This is a genomic window from Pseudomonas baetica (assembly GCF_019733355.1).
Taxonomy (GTDB): domain Bacteria; phylum Pseudomonadota; class Gammaproteobacteria; order Pseudomonadales; family Pseudomonadaceae; genus Aquipseudomonas; species Aquipseudomonas baetica_A.
The window spans coordinates 87,558-102,973 of record NZ_JAIHLQ010000004.1; the positions used below are offsets into that span (position 1 = coordinate 87,558).

Sequence of the window (15,416 nt, forward strand, 5' to 3'; positions counted from 1 at the left end):
GGCAAACTCCAAAAAATGGACAGATTGCCAGCACGATAATCCGCAAACCGCGCAAACACTATCGGCATTCGCAAACCGAATACCCGCAGCACACAAAACCTATGTGGGAGCGAGCCTGCTCGCTCCCACATCTGAAATCAGCGCATTCAGATTTTTTCGCTTGTGACCTGCACATACAACGCACGCCCTGCACCCAGGCCGGCGAGGATCGCGCCACAGCCGATGATGCCGAAAATCCAGCCCAGCGCATTCCAGCCACCGGTCAAGTCATGCACCACACCGACCGCGAACGGCCCCATCGACGCCAGCGTGTAGCCGAAGCCCTGGGACATGCTCGACAGATTCGCCGCTACATGAGCATCCCGCGAGCGCAACACGATCAAAGTCAAAGCCAGACTGAACGTACCGCCCTGCCCCAGCCCCAGCAGAATCGCCCAGCCCCACAGGCCTTCGATCGGCGCATAAAGGCAACCGAACAGACCGCCGAGGGTCAGCGCCATCACCACCACGATTGCCAGGCGCTGATCCTTGCCACGGGTCGCCAGCCACGGCGCGGCCAGCGAACTGGCGAGCTGGATGATCACCGAGCCAGACAGCACCAGGCCGGCCTGAGTCGGTGTCAGCCCACGACCAATGAGGATCGAAGGCAACCATCCGAAAACGATGTAGGCCAGCGACGATTGCAGGCCCATGTACAAAGTCACCTGCCAGGCCAGCGGGTCACGCAGCAAACCACGCACGCGGTAGGCGACGTTGTGCGCACCGTGTTTGCGCCCGACTTGCGGCAACCAGAAAACCGCCGCGACCAGCGCCGGAATCACCCAGAAGCCCAGGCCCATGGCCCAGCTGTGACCGAAGTGTTCGCTCAGCGGCACGCTCGAACCTGCCGCCATCGCTGCGCCCAGGCACAAGGCCATGGTATAGACACCGGTCATGGTTCCAGCGTGTTTGGCGAAGTCGCGTTTGACGATCCCGGGCAGCAAAACGCCGATGATGCCGATGCTCGCGCCACCCAAGACGCTGCCAGCGAACAGGCCGATCTCACCAAAGTTGCTGCGCAGGATAATGCCGGCCGCGAGCGTCAGCAGAATGCCCAGCACCACCCGTTCGGCACCAAACCGGCGCGCCAGAATCGGCGCCAACGGTGCGAACAAACCGAGGCAGAGCACCGGCAACGTTGTCAGCAAACCCGCCTGCGCCGCCGACAGCCCGAGGCTTTTGGAAACATCGCTGAGCAACGGCGCCATGCTCGACAGCGCCGGACGCAGGTTCAGCGCGACCAGAATCAGGCTCATCAGCAACAGCCACGGCCGACGTACCAAGGGGTGATTTTGTTGCACCTGCTCGTCATCGGCCTCGGCGTCGATCAGCAGTTCTTCAAGCTCTGCCGTGCGCTTGGAGGCTGTGGATATCTCACTGCGGGACATGGACTTCTCGGTTTCAAGGTTCATTGATCAACTGCCTGGACAAAGCTTTGGCCCGTTCCGGGTCGCGTTGTTCGACCGCATCGAGCAACTCGATGTGCAGGTCGAACACCTCCTGACGACGCGGGACGATGTTCAGGGTCTGGCGCAATTGCGCGCCGACGATGCTGGAAAAATAGCGATACAACTCGCTCAGAGTCGGGTTGTGCGCGGCGTCCACCAGCCGACGATGGAACACCAGGTCGCAGGCGATGTAGGTGTCGAGATCGCCGTGGTAATGGCTGCCGCTGGTGCCCAGCGCCTCGCGCAAAGCGACGAGGTCTTCGTCGGTGCGGCGCAGCGCCGCCAGACCAATGGCCTCGACCTCAAGGATGTGCCGGGTTTCCCGGGCCTGCTCCGGCGAGCAGCGCGACAGCGCCTTGAGCGTATCCAGCGGATCGACCACCGCGCGCAAATAACTGCCGTCACCCTGACGAATCTCGATCAGCCCGGAAAACGCCAGTACACGCATGGCTTCGCGCACGGTGTTGCGGCTGACGCCCAGTTCGGCGCACAGCTCAGGCTCGGTGGGCAGACGCTCGCCGACCTGCCAGACGCCGCTGTTGATACGCTGGCGAAGCTGATCCAGGGCCTGATCGACCAGGGATCGTTTGATGAGTGGAGAAATATCTGACATAGGATTCGCCCTTTCATCCAATCATAGGATGAATTTTCTGACATGTTAGTCAGACCCTTGTGGGACGGCAACCACCTAGGGTCAATCGGAGACACATGGAGCGGCATTTTCGATTGGTCAAAATTACCCTTTAAGGGTAATTTCAGGGACAGGGTTTTGGTCAGGAGACTCGGCTGGAGGGCATTCACGCACACGGCGAAAAAGACGGGGACTGCACTCGGACTGTCTCTTGAGGAGATGCAAGAAATCGTTCTCAAACTGCAGCGCAGCATGTTTTACAAATCAATGACGACTTATGACGATCACCGTATTTGGCAAGACGTCTATCACATCCAATCACATGGTTTGGAGATCTACATCAAGGTGTCATATCACTGCGACAGGCGCCCACCCGTGATCTCTTTCAAGGAGAACCATTCATGAACACGCAACAGTGTGTCAGTTGTGGCGCCCCTGAAGGCATGGTGCGTTTCAACGGTCGAGGCGAAACCGTGCGCGCTAAGGGAATGGAGCGGCGGATCGACGATTTGTCGGGCTGGGAGTGCCAGAAGTGCGGTGAGATCGAACTGGATAAAGAGTGCGGACAGCGATATTCAGACGCATGCGATGAACTCGTTATCGCCTGTCGAAAAATGGTAGGTAACGAAATGAAAAAAATCCGTCGTAAATTGCACCTGACGCAAAAGGAAACGGTGCAATTGCTTTCAGGGGGCGGACACAACGCTTTTTCACGATACGAGCGCGGCGAGGTACTTCCACCGAAAGCATTGATACTGCTCATGCGCCTGCTGGATCGCTATCCACACTTGCTCGCCGATGCGAGAATTTTGGCCCAAGGTACTGATTTGAGAGGCGCTTTCAAGTTCACTGAGCACAAAGAGCAGGAACCTCTCGCCGCATCCTGAGCCACAAAAAAACAACCCGGCACTAGGCCGGGTTGTTTTTACGCACAAACCATCAATGCAAAATCTGACTCAAGAACAACTTCGTCCGCTCATTCTGCGGATTATCGAAGAAGTCATTCGGCGCAGCCTGCTCTACGATCTCGCCCTTGTCCATGAAGATCACGCGATTGGCCACGGTGCGGGCGAAGCCCATTTCATGGGTCACGCAAAGCATGGTCATGCCGTCTTCAGCGAGCCCGATCATGGTGTCCAGAACCTCTTTCACCATCTCCGGATCGAGCGCCGAGGTCGGTTCGTCGAACAGCATGATTTTCGGCTTCATGCACAGCGCCCGGGCAATGGCCACACGCTGTTGCTGACCGCCGGACAGTTGCCCCGGAAATTTATGCGCCTGCTCCGGAATGCGTACGCGCTCCAGATAATGCATGGCGATTTCTTCGGCCTTGCGCTTGGGCATCTTGCGTACCCACATCGGCGCCAAGGTGCAGTTCTGCAAAATGGTCAGGTGCGGGAACAGGTTGAAGTGCTGGAACACCATGCCCACTTCACGGCGGATCGCTTCGATCTGCTTGAGGTCGTTGGTCAGCTCCACGCCATCGACAACGATGCGGCCCTGCTGGTGTTCTTCCAGGCGATTGAGGCAACGAATGGTGGTCGACTTGCCGGAACCCGACGGGCCGCACAGGACGATACGCTCGCCCTGCTTGACGTTGAGGTTGATGTCCTTGAGCACGTGGAACTGGCCGTACCACTTGTTGACGCCCTGCATCTGAATGATGCCTTCAGGGCTCACAGGCTTTTTGCTTGCTTCAGTCATTACACAACTCCTAACGCTTGTGGCCAGTGTCGAGCTTGCGTTCCAGATGCATGGAATAGCGCGACATACCAAAACAGAAAATCCAGAACACCAGGGCGGCGAACACGTAGCCTTCGGTGGCCATGCCCAGCCATTTTGGATCTGCAGCGGCTTGCTTGACGCTGTTGAGCAGGTCAAAGAGGCCGATGATGATCACAAGGCTGGTGTCCTTGAACAGCGCGATGAAGGTGTTGACGATGCCGGGAATCACCATTTTCAGGGCTTGGGGCAGGATCACCAGGCCCATCGCACGCCAATAACCGAGTCCCATCGCCGAAGCCGCTTCGTACTGACCTTTGGGGATCGCTTGCAGACCGCCGCGCACCACTTCAGCGACGTAGGCCGACTGGAACAGGATCACGCCGATCAGCGCCCGCAGCAGCTTGTCGAAGTTCATGCCTTCGGGCAGGAACAGCGGCAGCATCACCGAAGACATGAACAGCACCGTGATCAACGGCACGCCGCGCCAGAACTCGATGAAGGTCACGCAGACCACACGAATCGCCGGCATGTTCGAACGACGACCCAGTGCCAGAATGATCCCCAGCGGCAACGCACCGGCAATACCGACGGTGGCGATCACCAACGTCAGCATCAGACCACCCCACTTAGGCGTCGGGACGTTGGTCAGGCCGAAGAGCCCGCCGTGCAGCAGAAAGTAGGCAATGATCGGGTACAACACCAGAAAGCTCAGCCCGTACACCGCTTTACGCGGAAAACGCGAGATGAACAGCGGTGCCGCGCCAATGACCGCTAGCCACACCGTCAGATCCACCCGCCAGCGCAAGGCCGTCGGGTAATAGCCATACATGAACTGGCCAAAGCGCTGCTGAATGAACACCCAGCAGGCGCCATCCTTGGTGCAATCGGCGCGAGTGGTGCCGACCCAGTTGGCATCGAGAATCGCCCAACTGAGAATCGGAGGAACCACCAGATAGATCAGATAGAACGCAAACAGGGTCAGCAGGGTGTTGAGCCAGCTGGAGAACATGTTCGCGCGCATCCATGCAATCACACCGATGCTACTGCTCGGTGGAGGCATGTCGGGTTTGAAAGTATGAGTACTCATGCGCTTTTCCTTACCGCTCGATCAGCGCAATGCGCTTGTTGTACCAGTTCATCAGCAGGGAAATGCTGATACTGATCGCCAGGTACACGCTCATGGTGATGGCAATGACTTCGATCGCCTGACCGGTCTGGTTGAGCACGGTGCCGGCGAACAGCGAAACCATTTCCGGATAACCGATACCGGCCGCCAGCGAAGAGTTCTTCGCCAGGTTCAGGTATTGGCTGGTCAGCGGTGGAATGATCACGCGCAAAGCCTGCGGGATAATCACCTTGCGCAGGGTTGGGCCGTTTCGCAAACCCAGAGAGTGCGCCGCTTCGGTTTGCCCGTGGCTGACAGAGGCGATACCCGAACGCACGATCTCGGCAATAAACGCCGCCGTGTAGACCGTCAGGGCCAGGGTCAAGGCCAACAGCTCAGGAATAAGCACCCAGCCATCGACAAAGTTGAAACCTTGCAGGTGGGGGAATTCCCAACGCAGCGGCGCGCCGAAGATCAGTGCGCACAACGCAGGAATCACGACAAACAGCGCCACCCCGGTCCAGAACTTGTGGAACGGCACACCGGTCGCTTCGAAGCGCTTGTTGGCCCAGCGGCACATCAGCACGACAGCAACGATGGCCACGACGACGCTGACCACAAACGGCCAGAACCCGTCCGCCGCCAACGCCGCAGGCATATTCAAGCCGCGACTGCTGACAAAGAAGGTGTCACCGAAGTTATGACTGTTGCGCGGCCCTGGCATGGTCAGGAACACCGCGAAGTACCAGAACAGGATTTGCAGCAGAGGCGGGATGTTACGGAAAACCTCAACATAAACCGTCGCCAGTTTGTTGATGATCCAGTTCTTGGACAGCCGCGACACACCGACGATGAAGCCGAGGATCGTCGCCAGGATCACGCCGATGATGGTCACCAGCAAGGTGTTGAGCAGGCCGATGACAAAGACTCGGGCATAGCTGTCCGATTCTGTGTAGTCGATCAGGTGTTGTGCGATGCCGAACCCGGCACTGCGCTCCAGAAAGCTGAAACCGGAAGTAATGCCCCGGTGTTGAAGGTTGGTTTGCGTGTTATCGAACAGATACCAACCCATACTGACCACCGCGACAACCGTGATGATCTGAAACAGCCACGCACGCACACGTGGATCGCTGAGGCTGAACCTCTGCTTTGGTGCGCCGATTGAATTTTGCATGAAGTGCCCCGCAAAGAATGGAACAGAACATCACCCGGTGGTTGGCCCACCGGGTGATAGAACCATCAGCGCACTGGTGGTGCGTATTGAATGCCGCCGTTGGTCCACAGGGCGTTCAGGCCGCGGTCGATTTCCAGCGGAGTGCTCTTGCCGAGGTTTTTCTCGAAGATCTCGCCGTAGTTACCGACTTGCTTGACGATTTGCACAACCCAGTCTTTGGGCAGTTTCAGGTCTTTGCCGTATTCACCGTCAGCGCCCAGCAGACGAGCAACGTCCGGGTTCTTGGTGGATTTGGCTTCAGCTTCAACGTTTTTCGAAGTGATACCGGCTTCTTCGGCGTTGAGCATTGCATAGCCAACCCAACGAACGATGGCCAGCCATTCGTCGTCACCGTTACGCACGACCGGACCCAGAGGCTCTTTGGAAATGGTTTCCGGCAGAACCACGTAATCCTTCGGCGAGGCCAGCTTGGTGCGTTGTGCATACAGCTGCGATTTGTCGGAGGTCAGCACGTCGCAACGACCGGATTCCAGCGATTTGGCGCTTTCATCGGAGGTGTCGAAAGTGATCGGGGTGTACTTCAGGCCATTGCCACGGAAGTAATCGGAAACGTTCAGCTCGGTGGTGGTACCGGCTTGAATACAGATCGTCGCACCGTCCAGTTCCTTGGCACTTTTCACGCCCAGCTTCTTGTTAACCAAGAAGCCGACACCGTCGTAATAAGTGATGAAACCAGGAAACTTCAGACCCATGCCGGCGTCACGCGAGCTGGTCATGGTGGTGTTGCGCGACAGAACGTCGATCTCGCCGGATTGCAGCGCGGTGAAGCGCTCCTTGGCATTCAACTGACTGAACTTGACCTTGGTCGCGTCGCCGAATACGGCAGCGGCCACAGCACGGCAGACGTCAGCGTCGATCCCGAGGATCTTGCCGGTAGAGTCCGGCACCGAGAAGCCCGGCAGACCGTCACTCACGCCACACTGCACGAAACCTTTCTTCTGCACGGCATCCAGAGTTGCACCCGCCTGAGCGAACCCGCTGACGCCGAGAACTGTTGCTGCAGTCACGATCGCCAGAGTGGATTTCAACATCTTCATTCAAACCTCCAGTTTTGCTCTTGTTGTGTCGGAGCTTGAGTCCTGTCGCACCCTTTTGAGGCGTTGTTGACCCGTGTTGGCTTTTTTTAGGGTCAACCGACGTATGACCTTCGCTATGAGTCTAGTAGGAGAAAATCCACATCATGGACAACTCACTTCTCACCAGTCGGCCGAACGGGCTGTAGCCCTTTCACGTTCGCTAAGCCCGAAGCGGCCATTGGCGAACATCCATCACCGGATTCTTTGCTATCCCGTCATCAGGCGTTCACTGATAGTGTTACCGCCAGACGCGAGATCGATTGCACGACTACCTCAAAGCAAAGCCCGTACCACACCAGCCGCTGAAGCGATTGAGCGACAGGTCAATAGCAAAACTTGTAGCCTTGCGACATCTTCTTAACGGATCAACCGGGCGCGCACGCAAATCACGCACTCAATGAGAGCGCCCGCACACAATTGGAGCAGCCATGACCGAGCCCTTGATTCTTCAGCCTGTTAAGCCCGCAGATGCCTGCGTGATCTGGCTGCACGGCCTCGGCGCCGATCGCTACGACTTTCTGCCCGTGGCTGAAGCGCTGCAGGAAAGCCTCTTGAGCACGCGCTTCGTGCTGCCTCAGGCGCCGACCCGGCCAGTCACCATTAATGGTGGATATGCCATGCCGAGCTGGTACGACATCAAAGCCATGAGCCCGGCGCGAGCGATCGACCGCGATGAACTGGAAGCGTCCGCCGAACGCATCATCGAACTGATAGAAAACGAGCGAGCCAGCGGAATAGACGCCTCGCGGATTTTTCTTGCCGGTTTTTCCCAGGGCGGCGCCGTGGTTTTACACACCGCGTTTTTGAAATGGCAGGGACCATTGGGCGGGGTGCTGGCGCTGTCGACGTATGCGCCAACGTTCAGCGATGCACTGGAGTTGTCCGCCAGCCAGCAGCGCATTCCAGCGCTTTGCCTGCACGGTCAATTCGACGGTGTGGTGCAGAACTCGATGGGCCGTAGCGCGTTTGAGTATTTAAAGCAGCATGGTGTCACCGTGACATGGCAGGAATACCCAATGGAGCACGAAGTGTTACCCGAAGAAATTCGCGACATCGGCGTTTGGTTGAGTGAACGCCTGCGCTGATTTTGCGCGCCAGCCCCGCCCTTTGATCATCCCACTACGCCGCGCCCGATTCTTGCATTACACTGGCCGGCGTACATTCCTTAACCAATTGATGAGATGACCGTGCTCAAAGCACTCAAGAAAATGTTCGGTAAAAGCGAGGCTGAGCAGCTCGCGCCAGTTCCCAGTGCGCCCTCGAGCGCCCCCGGTCATCGCGCCGATGCGCCTGCGGCCGACCGCCATGCTTTTGTAGCGGCAGCCAAGCAAGCGTCAAAACCTGCCCCGACCGTACCCGTTGCCGCAACGCCGGCAATGAGCGAAACGCCGAAACCGGCCAAACCGCGTCGCGAGCCCAAGCCCAAGGCACCGGTCATCCCGTGGAAACTCGAAGACTTCGCCGTCGAGCCACAGGAAGGCAAAACCCGCTTCCACGATTTCAAGCTGTCCCCGGAACTGATGCACGCCATCCAGGACCTGGGCTTCCCGTATTGCACGCCGATTCAGGCGCAAGTGCTGGGCTTCACCCTCGCAGGCAAAGACGCCATCGGTCGCGCCCAGACCGGCACCGGCAAGACGGCCGCGTTTTTGATCTCGATCATCACTCAGCTGTTGCAGACGCCGCCGCCGAAAGAGCGCTACATGGGCGAACCCCGCGCGCTGATCATCGCGCCGACCCGCGAGCTGGTGGTGCAGATCGCCAAGGACGCCGCCGACCTGACCAAATACACCGGTCTGAACGTGATGACGTTTGTGGGCGGCATGGATTTCGACAAGCAACTCAAACACCTCGAAGCGCGCCATTGCGACATTCTCGTCGCCACACCGGGCCGTCTGCTTGACTTCAACCAGCGCGGCGACGTGCATCTGGACATGGTCGAAGTGATGGTGCTGGACGAAGCCGACCGCATGCTCGACATGGGCTTCATCCCGCAAGTACGCCAGATCATTCGCCAGACGCCACCGAAAAGCGAACGCCAGACGCTGCTGTTCTCCGCGACCTTCACCGAAGACGTGATGAACCTGGCCAAGCAGTGGACCACCGACCCGTCGATCGTCGAGATCGAGTCGCAGAACGTCGCCAACGAAAACGTCGAACAGCACATCTATGCGGTGGCTGGCGCCGACAAGTACAAACTGCTCTTCAACCTGGTCAACGATAACGGCTGGGAACGCGTGATCGTGTTTGCCAACCGCAAGGACGAAGTGCGGCGCATTGAAGAACGTCTGGTGCGAGACGGCATCAATGCCGCGCAACTGTCCGGCGACGTACCGCAACACAAACGCATCAAGACCCTGGAAGGCTTTCGCGAAGGCAAGATTCGCGTGCTGGTGGCCACCGATGTTGCCGGTCGCGGTATCCACATCGACGGTATCAGCCATGTGATCAACTTCACCCTGCCGGAAGTTCCAGACGACTACGTGCACCGTATCGGCCGTACCGGTCGCGCTGGCGCCGATGGTGTGTCGATCAGCTTCGCCGGCGAGGACGATTCCTACCAGTTGCCGTCCATCGAAGAAAAGCAGGGCCGCAAGATCAGTTGTGAAACGCCGCCAACACATCTGTTGCGCGCCGTTGAGCGCAAGCGTCCACAGTAAGCGACGCTATAAAGAGAAGCGCAGCCGGTAACGGACTGCGCTTTTTTTACGCCTGATTTTTTTCAACAGGCGCTTGCTCGACAAAACTAAAAGTCCATAATGGACAAATTAGTTTAAATTTTGTCTCCGGAGCCTGATATGTCCAGTACGCCTTACGTGATCGACCAAGCCCAGGCTCAGGAACTGCTGGCCCGCATCGATGTACCGCAGATTCTGCGCAAGCTGTTCCGCGATCTCGCTGCTGGCCATGCGGTGCAACCGCCGCAGCAACAGGTGGAATTCCCGCAGGGCGCCGGAGACTTCATCAACTATCTGGGCGTGCTGGCCGAGGACGGCGTGTACGGTGTGAAGACTTCGCCTTACATCGTTCGCGAGCAAGGCCCGCTGGTTACCGCGTGGACGCTGCTGATGTCGATGAAAACCGGTCAACCGTTGCTGCTTTGCGATGCCGGCGAACTGACCACCGCACGCACGGCCGCGACCACCGCCGTCGCCGTCGATGCGCTCGCCCCGCTGGATGCGCAGCGTCTGGCGATTATCGGCAGCGGCAAGGTCGCCCAGGCGCATCTGCATTACGTCAAATCGTTGCGCGACTGGCAGAGCATCAGCCTTTACTCGCCGAGCCTGCGTGAAGATCCTGAAACACAGGCAGTGTTGAAGGCCCTTGCCCCAACCCTGAAGATCGCCGACAACGTTGAAGCCGCCATCGCCGATGCGGATGTGATCATGCTCTGCACCTCGTCCGCTGGCCCCGTGATCGACCCGGCAACCTTGTGCAAGCCGGCACTCATCACCTCGATCAGCACCAACGCCCCGCGCGCCCACGAAATACCGCCGCAGAGCCTCAACGGTATGCAGGTGTTCTGCGACTATCGGCTGACGACGCCGGGTTCGGCGGGTGAGATGTTGATTGCCGCTGAACAGCATGGCTGGGACAAAAGCTCGATCATCGGCGATCTGGCAGATCTGCTCAGTGAAAAAGTGCAGCGTCCCGGTTACGAACGTCACGTATTTTTCCGTTCAATCGGCCTGGGTCTGGAAGACATCGCCCTGGCCAATGCGGTTTACCACCAGCAGCACTGACACCTCGCTCCCCTGTGGGAGCAGGCTTGCTCGCGAAGAGGGAGTATCAAACACCGTTGGTGTCGTCTGACACACCGCTTTCGCGAGCAAGCCCGATCCCACGGGGAAATCGTCGAACTTCCCGATATTGCGCCTTACTGGAGACATTCATGAGCCAGGCAGATTTCATCATCATCGGCGGCGGGATTGCCGGCGCCTCCACCGGTTTCTGGCTATCGCCGCACGCCAAAGTGATTGTGCTCGAACGTGAATCGCACCCGGCCTATCACTCCACCGGACGCTCCGCGGCACTGTTCACCGCCGCTTACGGCACGCCGCAAGTACGCGCACTGACGCAAGCCAGCCGCGCGTTTTTCGACCACCCGCCCGCCGGTTTCTGCGAGCATCCATTGCTCACGCCACGCGGCGAAATGACCGTTGATTTCACCGGTGACGCCGCCGAACTGAGCAACCAGTACCTCAGCGCAAAAGCTACAGTGCCGCAGATGCAACTGCTCAGCGCCGACGAAGCGTGTGCACGGCTGCCGATACTGCGCCGAGAAAAAGTCCACGGCGCGATCTACGATCCGAGCGCCAGCGACATCGATACTGACGCGCTGCATCAGGGCTATCTGCGCGGTATCCGCCGGAACAATGGCGAAGTGCTCACCGATTGCGAAGTGCTCAGTCTGAGCCGCGATGCCGACGGACTCTGGCAGGTGCAAACCAATGGTCAGACGTTCAGCGCGCCAGTGATCATCAACGCCGCCGGCGCCTGGGCCGACAAAATCGGCGCATTGGCCGGGGCAAAACCGCTGGGCCTGCAACCGAAGCGACGCGCCGCGTTCATCTTTGCCGGACCCGAAGGCGTCGACATTCATCACTGGCCCATGCTGGTCAGTCTCGACGAATCCTTCTACATGAAACCCGACGCCGGAATGTTTCTCGGGTCACCCGCCAACGCCGATCCGGTCGAAGCACACGACGTACAGCCGGAAGAACTGGACATCGCGATGGGCATCTACCAGATCGAAGAGGCGACCACCCTGACCATCCGCCGGCCGACTCGCACCTGGGCCGGTCTGCGCAGTTTCGTCGCGGACGGCGACCTGCTCAGCGGTTTCGATCAACATGTACCGGGGCTGTTCTGGGTCGCGGGACAGGGCGGTTACGGCATTCAGACGTCGCCGGCGATGGGGCAGGCCAGTGCGGCGCTGGTGCGCGGTCAGCCATTGCCCGAGCAACTGCATCAATTCGGTCTGAATAGCGCCATGCTCTCCCCTGCCCGGCTGTCTGAGCATCGCCCCGGATGACGCGCTCCACCGATTGCGGCAAACTCGCAGCGCCTCCTGTTTACGGGGGCGCTGACGCTGCCTGGAGCTCCACTGTCATGACCGCCACCGAACTCGACCCGGCACTGGATAACTTCCGTGCCATCGCCGACGCCATCGCCACCCTGTTCTTCCCGCACGCCGAGGTGGTGCTGCACGACCTGCGCACGCAGAAAGTCGACTACATCGCCAACAACCTGTCGAAACGGGAAATCGGCGACGACTCATCCCTGGAGGACATGCTCAGCGAGGAGGTCAGCGAGCGGAATATCGGCCCGTACGAAAAGTTAAATTGGGACGGTCAGAAGATTCGCAGCCTGAGCACCGTACTGCGTAACAGCGAAGGCCATCCGCTGGCGGTGCTGTGCATCAATCTGAATATTTCGCTGTTCGAGAACGCCAAGGCCGCGCTGGACCTTTTTCTGTCGCCGAGCAAACTGATCCCACAACCAGACTCACTGTTTCGCGATGACTGGCAGGAGCGCATCAACACCTTCCTGCATGCCTGGCTGCGCGAACGGCAACTGAGCCTGAATCTGCTGACCCGCGATCACAAACGCGAACTGGTGCTGGCGTTGCACGCCGAAGGCGCGTTCAAGGGCAAGAGCGCCTCGAACTATGTGGCCAATGTGCTGAACATGGGGCGGGCGACGGTGTACAAGCATTTGAAGGAATTAAAGGGCTAGAAATTTGCGGAGACACTAGCGGCCTTTTCGCAAGTTCAAGCTCGCTCCCACAGTGACCGAGCCGTACACCGGTTTCATGTACGACGCCATCACTGTGGGAGGGGGCTCCCTAAGGCGGATTATCAGTCGCCGTAGATATCGGACTTGAAATACTTCTCGGAAATCTTCTGGTACTCGCCACTTGCGCGAATCCCGTCGATGGCCGTATTCAACTGGCTGACCAACTCGCCGTTGCCCTTGCGCACTGCAATCCCCGCCCCCTCGCCCACATACTTCGGATCTTTCAGTTCCGGCCCGACAAACGCATAACCCTTGCCACGCGGCATCGACAGAAAGTCACTCAGCGGAATGGTGTCAGCAAAAATTGCGTCGAGGCGCCCGGCCGCCAGGTCCATGTAGATTTCTTCGTTGTTGCTGTAGCGCTTGACGTTGATGCCCTTGGGTTCAAACACCTCGGTCGCGTAACGGTCGGTGGTGGTTGCGCGCTGTACGCCGACGTTTTTGCCCTTGAGGCTTGCGTACTGGTCATCGACGGTGGCGCCGTCCTTCATCACCAGACGCGATGATGTGAAGTAGTACTTGTGGCTGAAATCCACCGATTTTTTGCGATCTTCGTTGATGGTCATGGAAGACAGCGCCATGTCGATTTTCTTCACCTTGAGGGAAGGAATCAGACCGTCGAACTCACCTTCAACCCACACGCACTTGGCCTTCATCTGCGCACACAGGGCGTTGCCGATGTCGTAGTCGAAACCAACGATTTCACCTTTGTCGGTTTTCGAGGCGAAGGGTGGGTAAGCGGCTTCGATGCCGATGCGCAGGGTTTTCTCGGCAGCGAATACGTTACTGCACGCCAGCAGGCTGAACGCCAGACCGGTGATGAGGGGGAGCTTCTTCATATTCGTTCTCTCGCGGGTTGTTGTTGGTTTGGCAAGACAGAAGAAAGAGTTGAAACAGGGGAATGCCTTTGTTGTACTTATAATTCCATACTGGACTTTAATGTATACAGCGTCAATCGGGTGTGTGCAGATCGTAGCGGCCGGTGGTCGGGTGATTCAGGATGTTTATGCGGTAAGACTGAGGGCCCTTTCGCGAGCAAGCCCGCTCCCACAAAGGAACGCATTCCAATGTGGGAGCGGGCTTGCTCGCGAAGACTGACTTGAGGGTGACGCCGGTTTAAACCTTCCAGCGACCTGCGGCGGCATGATCACTGTCACGCCCCTCAACCCAGCGCGAGCCATCACTGGTGTTTTCTTTCTTCCAGAATGGCGCACGGGTTTTCAGGTAATCCATGACGAAAGCGCAGGCGTCGAACGCCGCCTGGCGGTGGGCGCTGGCAGCGCCGACGAACACAATCGGCTCACCCGGCTCCAGTGCGCCAATGCGATGCAGCACCTCCAGCTTCAACAGCGGCCAGCGCTGTTCGGCTTCGACGGCAATTTTGCCAAGGGCCTTTTCGGTCATGCCGGGATAGTGTTCGAGGAACATGCCGGCGACATCGAGGCCATCATTGAAGTCGCGCACGTAGCCGACAAAACTCACCACCGCCCCCACGCCGACATTGGCCGCGTGCATCGCGTTGACTTCAGCACCCGGATCGAATGGCGTGGCCTGCACACGAATGGCCATGGCTCAGCCCCCGGTCACGGTGGGAAAAAAAGCTACTTCGTCGCCATCGACCACCGGTTCGTCGAGCTGGCAGAGGTCTTCGTTGCGCGCACACATCAGGTTCTGCTCGCCCAACACGTCGGCGCCGTGACGCTGGACCAACAACGCACGCACGTCATCGACCGTGGCGAAATCACCTTCGACCTGCAGCGAGTCCATACCCAGCGCTTCACGGTATCGGGCAAAAAACTTCACGGTCAGGTTCATGGCTGCTCCGCCTGGAAATGCCCGCTCTTGCCGCCGACTTTCTCCAGCAGGCGCACGCTTTCGATGGTCATGCCGCGATCCACCGCTTTGCACATGTCGTAGATGGTCAGGGCGGCGACGCTGGCAGCGGTCAGCGCTTCCATCTCGACACCAGTCTGGCCGGAGAGCTTGCAACGGGCAACGATGCGCACCGCGTCATCGCCTTCAGCGCTGAGCTCGACTTTGACGCCGGTCAGCATCAGCGGGTGGCAGAGGGGAATCAGATCGCTGGTTTTCTTCGCCGCCTGAATGCCGGCAATACGCGCCACGGCGAACACATCACCCTTGGGGTGACCGCCGCTGACGATCATTTGCAGGGTTTCGGGGAGCATGCGCACCAGCGCTTGGGCCGTTGCTTCACGGAACGTCACGGCTTTTTCGGTGACGTCGACCATGTTGGCGCGACCTTGGGAATCGAGATGAGTCAGCACGGGATTACTCCTGATCAGGAGCGGGGATTGTAAACCTGCGAGTCAAATTTCCGCACGCTTGATTACGGCTACGG

General features: G+C 58.7%; 17 protein-coding genes. 7 read left to right on the top strand and 10 right to left on the bottom strand.

The window, feature by feature from the left end; all coding sequences use genetic code 11:
* Positions 1-146: 146 nt before the first annotated feature.
* Both K5E40_RS05090 and K5E40_RS05095 read right to left on the bottom strand, forming a co-directional pair.
* Positions 147-1,451: a CynX/NimT family MFS transporter gene (locus K5E40_RS05090; RefSeq protein ID WP_221729928.1), complete on the bottom strand. Its 1,305-nt coding sequence runs from the start codon at positions 1,449-1,451 to the stop codon at positions 147-149.
* Positions 1,441-2,100 (bottom strand): FadR/GntR family transcriptional regulator, encoded by a 660-nt coding sequence (locus K5E40_RS05095; protein ID WP_221729929.1) that lies wholly within the window; start codon positions 2,098-2,100, stop codon positions 1,441-1,443. The genes K5E40_RS05090 and K5E40_RS05095 overlap by 11 nt, the downstream gene beginning before the upstream one ends.
* 156 nt (positions 2,101-2,256) lie before the next feature.
* On the opposite strand from K5E40_RS05095, the gene K5E40_RS05100 reads away from it, so the two are divergent.
* Both K5E40_RS05100 and K5E40_RS05105 read left to right on the top strand, forming a co-directional pair.
* Positions 2,257-2,523: a type II toxin-antitoxin system MqsR family toxin gene (locus tag K5E40_RS05100; RefSeq protein ID WP_260455534.1), complete on the top strand. Its 267-nt coding sequence runs from the start codon at positions 2,257-2,259 to the stop codon at positions 2,521-2,523.
* Positions 2,520-3,005 (top strand): type II toxin-antitoxin system MqsA family antitoxin, encoded by a 486-nt coding sequence (locus tag K5E40_RS05105; protein ID WP_221729931.1) that lies wholly within the window; start codon positions 2,520-2,522, stop codon positions 3,003-3,005. Before K5E40_RS05100 ends, K5E40_RS05105 begins: the two co-directional genes overlap by 4 nt.
* A gap of 52 nt (positions 3,006-3,057) precedes the next feature.
* Here K5E40_RS05105 and K5E40_RS05110 read toward each other — a convergent pair whose 3' ends face one another.
* The 4 genes from K5E40_RS05110 to K5E40_RS05125 all read right to left on the bottom strand — a co-directional run bounded on the left by K5E40_RS05110 (position 3,058) and on the right by K5E40_RS05125 (position 7,219).
* The gene (locus K5E40_RS05110) at positions 3,058-3,822 is read right to left on the bottom strand and encodes an amino acid ABC transporter ATP-binding protein (RefSeq protein WP_221729932.1); all 765 of its coding nucleotides are present in this window, start codon (positions 3,820-3,822) and stop codon (positions 3,058-3,060) included.
* 10 nt (positions 3,823-3,832) lie between these two features.
* Positions 3,833-4,930 carry an amino acid ABC transporter permease gene (locus K5E40_RS05115; protein ID WP_221729933.1) on the bottom strand — a complete coding sequence of 366 codons (1,098 nt, stop codon included), beginning with the start codon at positions 4,928-4,930 and terminating at the stop codon, positions 3,833-3,835.
* A 10-nt stretch (positions 4,931-4,940) separates the two neighbouring features.
* Entirely contained in the window at positions 4,941-6,122 is a 1,182-nt protein-coding gene (locus tag K5E40_RS05120; protein WP_221729934.1) for an amino acid ABC transporter permease, read from the bottom strand.
* 65 nt (positions 6,123-6,187) lie between these two features.
* Complete coding sequence (locus tag K5E40_RS05125) at positions 6,188-7,219, bottom strand: amino acid ABC transporter substrate-binding protein (protein WP_221729935.1); 1,032 nt, start codon at positions 7,217-7,219, stop codon at positions 6,188-6,190.
* A gap of 467 nt (positions 7,220-7,686) precedes the next feature.
* On the opposite strand from K5E40_RS05125, the gene K5E40_RS05130 reads away from it, so the two are divergent.
* From K5E40_RS05130 to K5E40_RS05150, 5 genes are all read left to right on the top strand, one after another.
* Positions 7,687-8,343 carry an alpha/beta hydrolase gene (locus tag K5E40_RS05130; RefSeq protein WP_221729936.1) on the top strand — a complete coding sequence of 219 codons (657 nt, stop codon included), beginning with the start codon at positions 7,687-7,689 and terminating at the stop codon, positions 8,341-8,343.
* A gap of 96 nt (positions 8,344-8,439) precedes the next feature.
* Complete coding sequence (rhlB, locus tag K5E40_RS05135) at positions 8,440-9,918, top strand: ATP-dependent RNA helicase RhlB (RefSeq protein WP_221729937.1); 1,479 nt, start codon at positions 8,440-8,442, stop codon at positions 9,916-9,918.
* A 138-nt stretch (positions 9,919-10,056) separates the two neighbouring features.
* Positions 10,057-11,001 carry an ornithine cyclodeaminase family protein gene (locus K5E40_RS05140; RefSeq protein WP_221729938.1) on the top strand — a complete coding sequence of 315 codons (945 nt, stop codon included), beginning with the start codon at positions 10,057-10,059 and terminating at the stop codon, positions 10,999-11,001.
* A 149-nt stretch (positions 11,002-11,150) separates the two neighbouring features.
* Positions 11,151-12,293, top strand: a complete 1,143-nt coding sequence (locus K5E40_RS05145) for an FAD-binding oxidoreductase (protein ID WP_221729939.1) — start codon at positions 11,151-11,153, stop codon at positions 12,291-12,293.
* A gap of 77 nt (positions 12,294-12,370) precedes the next feature.
* The gene (locus K5E40_RS05150; protein WP_221729940.1) at positions 12,371-12,997 is read left to right on the top strand and encodes a transcriptional regulator; all 627 of its coding nucleotides are present in this window, start codon (positions 12,371-12,373) and stop codon (positions 12,995-12,997) included.
* Positions 12,998-13,119: 122 nt separating this feature from the next.
* On the opposite strand, the gene K5E40_RS05155 is transcribed toward K5E40_RS05150, so the two are convergent.
* From K5E40_RS05155 to moaC, 4 genes are all read right to left on the bottom strand, one after another.
* Complete coding sequence (locus K5E40_RS05155) at positions 13,120-13,896, bottom strand: ABC transporter substrate-binding protein (RefSeq protein ID WP_221729941.1); 777 nt, start codon at positions 13,894-13,896, stop codon at positions 13,120-13,122.
* Between the two features lie 277 nt (positions 13,897-14,173).
* Entirely contained in the window at positions 14,174-14,626 is a 453-nt protein-coding gene (moaE, locus tag K5E40_RS05160) for a molybdopterin synthase catalytic subunit MoaE (protein ID WP_221729942.1), read from the bottom strand.
* Positions 14,627-14,629: 3 nt separating this feature from the next.
* Positions 14,630-14,872, bottom strand: a complete 243-nt coding sequence (locus tag K5E40_RS05165) for a MoaD/ThiS family protein (RefSeq protein WP_221729943.1) — start codon at positions 14,870-14,872, stop codon at positions 14,630-14,632.
* On the bottom strand, positions 14,869-15,342 hold the full coding sequence (gene moaC / locus K5E40_RS05170) for a cyclic pyranopterin monophosphate synthase MoaC (RefSeq protein WP_221729944.1): 474 nt from the start codon (positions 15,340-15,342) through the stop codon (positions 14,869-14,871). Before moaC ends, K5E40_RS05165 begins: the two co-directional genes overlap by 4 nt.
* Positions 15,343-15,416 lie beyond the last annotated feature (74 nt).

Bases quoted from the DNA above. Each gene is read 5' to 3' on its own strand.
- K5E40_RS05115 (WP_221729933.1), bottom strand. From the start codon at position 4,930: ATGAGTACTCATACTTTCAAACCCGACATGCCTCCACCGAGCAGTAGC.
- K5E40_RS05105 (WP_221729931.1), top strand. From the start codon at position 2,520: ATGAACACGCAACAGTGTGTCAGTTGTGGCGCCCCTGAAGGCATGGTG.
- K5E40_RS05120 (WP_221729934.1), bottom strand. From the start codon at position 6,122: ATGCAAAATTCAATCGGCGCACCAAAGCAGAGGTTCAGCCTCAGCGAT.
- K5E40_RS05140 (WP_221729938.1), top strand. From the start codon at position 10,057: ATGTCCAGTACGCCTTACGTGATCGACCAAGCCCAGGCTCAGGAACTG.
- K5E40_RS05125 (WP_221729935.1), bottom strand. From the start codon at position 7,219: ATGAAGATGTTGAAATCCACTCTGGCGATCGTGACTGCAGCAACAGTT.
- K5E40_RS05150 (WP_221729940.1), top strand. From the start codon at position 12,371: ATGACCGCCACCGAACTCGACCCGGCACTGGATAACTTCCGTGCCATC.
- K5E40_RS05130 (WP_221729936.1), top strand. From the start codon at position 7,687: ATGACCGAGCCCTTGATTCTTCAGCCTGTTAAGCCCGCAGATGCCTGC.
- K5E40_RS05155 (WP_221729941.1), bottom strand. From the start codon at position 13,896: ATGAAGAAGCTCCCCCTCATCACCGGTCTGGCGTTCAGCCTGCTGGCG.
- moaE (WP_221729942.1), bottom strand. From the start codon at position 14,626: ATGGCCATTCGTGTGCAGGCCACGCCATTCGATCCGGGTGCTGAAGTC.
- K5E40_RS05145 (WP_221729939.1), top strand. From the start codon at position 11,151: ATGAGCCAGGCAGATTTCATCATCATCGGCGGCGGGATTGCCGGCGCC.
- K5E40_RS05090 (WP_221729928.1), bottom strand. From the start codon at position 1,451: ATGAACCTTGAAACCGAGAAGTCCATGTCCCGCAGTGAGATATCCACA.
- K5E40_RS05095 (WP_221729929.1), bottom strand. From the start codon at position 2,100: ATGTCAGATATTTCTCCACTCATCAAACGATCCCTGGTCGATCAGGCC.
- K5E40_RS05165 (WP_221729943.1), bottom strand. From the start codon at position 14,872: ATGAACCTGACCGTGAAGTTTTTTGCCCGATACCGTGAAGCGCTGGGT.
- K5E40_RS05110 (WP_221729932.1), bottom strand. From the start codon at position 3,822: ATGACTGAAGCAAGCAAAAAGCCTGTGAGCCCTGAAGGCATCATTCAG.
- rhlB (WP_221729937.1), top strand. From the start codon at position 8,440: ATGACCGTGCTCAAAGCACTCAAGAAAATGTTCGGTAAAAGCGAGGCT.